This window comes from Polaribacter sp. Z014, assembly GCF_023555435.1.
In the GTDB taxonomy this organism is placed as follows: domain Bacteria; phylum Bacteroidota; class Bacteroidia; order Flavobacteriales; family Flavobacteriaceae; genus Polaribacter.
In genome coordinates this window covers 1-3,108 of sequence record NZ_JALCZP010000053.1, presented here as the reverse complement: position 1 = coordinate 3,108, position 3,108 = coordinate 1, and the positions used below count along the sequence as shown (strand labels likewise).

The 3,108-nt window shown below is 28.0% G+C and carries 3 protein-coding genes; all 3 read left to right on the top strand.

What is annotated here, in order from left to right; genetic code table 11:
* Positions 1 to 139: 139 nt before the first annotated feature.
* The 3 genes from MPF19_RS18705 to MPF19_RS18695 all read left to right on the top strand — a co-directional run bounded on the left by MPF19_RS18705 (position 140) and on the right by MPF19_RS18695 (position 2,995).
* Entirely contained in the window at positions 140 to 679 is a 540-nt protein-coding gene (locus MPF19_RS18705) for a hypothetical protein (protein WP_249989797.1), read from the top strand.
* A 161-nt stretch (positions 680 to 840) separates the two neighbouring features.
* Positions 841 to 2,229 carry an alpha/beta hydrolase-fold protein gene (locus MPF19_RS18700; protein ID WP_249989796.1) on the top strand — a complete coding sequence of 463 codons (1,389 nt, stop codon included), beginning with the start codon at positions 841 to 843 and terminating at the stop codon, positions 2,227 to 2,229.
* A 214-nt stretch (positions 2,230 to 2,443) separates the two neighbouring features.
* The gene (locus MPF19_RS18695; protein WP_249989795.1) at positions 2,444 to 2,995 is read left to right on the top strand and encodes an outer membrane beta-barrel protein; all 552 of its coding nucleotides are present in this window, start codon (positions 2,444 to 2,446) and stop codon (positions 2,993 to 2,995) included.
* The last annotated feature ends 113 nt before the right edge of the window (positions 2,996 to 3,108 follow it).

Below are 3,108 nucleotides of genomic sequence, written 5' to 3'. Positions count from 1 at the left end.
CAACACCGTATATAATTTATTGCTGGCTTCTCGCCTACTTACGAAAGTCCTCGCGGACTTTCTTGGTTGGTAATTATTTACTAAATTAGTTGCTTAAACCACGCAACAAACCATATACAAACACGTTGTAGGTAATTAAATGAAAATATTAACTAACATATTAATTTTACTGATTTCTAATTTGACTTTAGCTCAAATTGAGAAAAAAAATGACACGCTGGAAATTTGGACTCTTTTCAGTATTGGAAATTTTGTGAACCAAAATGCGGAAAAAATAATTGAAAAAGAATGGCCATTTAAAGTAAAAGGAATTGCAGGAGACTCATTTGTTGAAGGTTTAATTGATAGTGTTGAAATTCACAACAATAAAATTTGGAATTATTTAGATACGAATGGATATTCAAATTCAAAGAAAAAGTTTGAATCAGATTTACTCGCTGAAATTATCCGAATAAAAAAAGCAGTAGAAATTTCACAATCTAATAAAACAGTATCGGAATTATATACCAAATTAAGAAAAAGGAAACTGCAAAATTACACGGAACTAAAAAAAGAAAATAATACAAAATATGAATTTACTGTCTTTAGCTTTGACTTGAAAAATTTAGAAAGGAAGCAAGACTTTGAATTTAAATTCATATCTGATTTGAAAAAGGAAAAAACAAAGATTATTGAATAAAAACTACCTACAACACCGTGTATAATTTATTGCTTTTTAGGTTTTTCTTGCGAAAAACCTCGCACTCATAAAAGTCTGTAATTATTGGTTTTTATTCGCTAAATTTACGCACCAAATCATACACAACAACGTTGCCAGTAATTTGAAAAAAAAATCGAACTATGAACAAAATTTTTGCAATTGTAATTTTATTTATTTCATTTTCAACATTCGGACAATCTGAAACGAAAGACACGCTTAAATACGAATACAAAGTCGAGAAACTCAAATCAGACTTTTTTAAGGACGAGAGAACTGTAAAAATTTATCTGCCATCAAACTACGACGACAAACAAAAATATCCAGTTATTTATACATTAGATGGCTACGAGCTTTTTGAAATTACAACCAATTACGAAAATTATTTAGCAAAATATAATGTGATTCCAAATTGTATTGTGGTTGGAATTTTTCACAATGACCGAAATTATGAAACAACACCCAATTATGGAAATGACATAAACATTCCAACAGACCAATTTTTAGAAGGTTCGGAAAAATTAAAAAATCACCTTTACAAAGAAATAATTCCTTTAATCAATTCAAATTATTCTGTATCAGGATTTAATATATTAGTTGGTCATTCCAATACTGCAACACTTGCAAGCCAAATTATTTCAATGCCAAATAATGCATTTCAAGGATTTATTGCCATAACGCCAGACTTATTAAAAGAACAAATAGAAAATCTAAACAAGTCACTAGCGAAAGATAAAAGCAAAAATTTGTACTATTTTGTTTCCTCGGGAACTAAAGATGATAAATACCGACTTGCAACAGGAAAAAAATTAGATAGTATTTTTAAAAATAACACAAACGTTCGTCTTAAATTAAAAGAGGAAGTTTACAATTCAGGACATCTTGATTTGGTCGTAAAATCCTTAAATGATGCTCTAATGTTTATGTTTTCGGATTATAGAAATTACAATGATTTCGAGAATAAAGTAAATGAAAAAAAATTATCTGTTTCGGATTATTTGGAAGGTAAAACCAATTCTACCAAACAAAATTATGGAATAGACTTTAATTTGGACGAAGATGATTTCTATTACCTTTTAGACTTGGTAATAGCGAAAAAAAACAGCGACCTTTTGGAACAACTTTTTGAAGTTGGCGAAAAAAATGAATTTTTCGCAAAAGACGAAGCATATTCTCAAAAGGCTCAATTGTACGAAGAGATGGGACTTTACGATGAAGCTTTGAAAAATTGGAAACTTCAAATCGAAAAAGGTTATAACGACAATGTTTTCTATTACGAAAGACCGTTTAGAATTATATATGAGAAATTGGACAAACCGAAAGACGCAATTGACTTTTTGGAAAGTTCGATAAAAACATATCCAAAAGGGAAACTGATTTTCAGTTATTTCATAGCCAAAGTTTGTGCAGAAAAAGGAATATTAAAGAGCAAAGGATTAAAAAATATAGAATATTGTATAAAGGAATTTAAAGAAAATAAAAAATTCACTTTATCGGAGGCAAAAGAACTGAAAACAAAATTGAGGAAATAAAAACTACTGGCAACACCGTATATAAGCTATGGCTTGGTCTGTGCCCATTTGGAAAATCTATGGATTTCCCAAAGTTAGTTTATATTTGGAGAGGTTCATGCAAAAACACGCCACAGCTCATATACATAAACGTTGTAGGTAATTCCACTCAAACCTCCGAAAATCAAATTGTTAAAAATTAAAACCAAGGAGAATTTAACAAATAAATAGAAATATGAATAAAAAAATATTGTTAATAATAGCATTAGTTCTTTCAATTAACTCATACTCTCAAAATTCAAAATTTAGTATTGAATTAAGTTACCCAATTTTAATAAGTGAAAAAGGAAACGATTTCGATTTTATAGATTTTAATGGAATTATAGATTTGGGAGTTAAATATAATTTGACTGAAAATAAGAAAATTGATTTAGGTGTGGGAATTAATACAACTTTATTGAAATTTAAAGTAAACGATAATTTCACAAGTTTCACGAGAAATCACTACATTTTTCAACCGAAAATATTTGGAAAAATAAATTTAATTGAAAATGGGAAACTTGATTTAATTTCTGGTTTAGGATATTCTTTTGATTTTAATTCTACAGAAAATGGAAAAGGAAAAACTTACAGCGGAATTAATTTCAATGCAGGAATGAATTACTTATTTACTGAAAAAATATTCTTGCATTTACAATATGATTTTATAATGTATAATAAAAGTGAATTAGTTTATTATAATCAAAATTTAAGTTTAGTTAAATTAGGAATTGGAATAAAAATATAAAAACTACCTACAACACCGTAGTTTAGCCCCTTAAAAGTTCGGAGTGCTATTTTAAATTTCAAAACTAATATATTTGAGATATGAAATACAAGAAATGGAGTTTAGACGAAAAG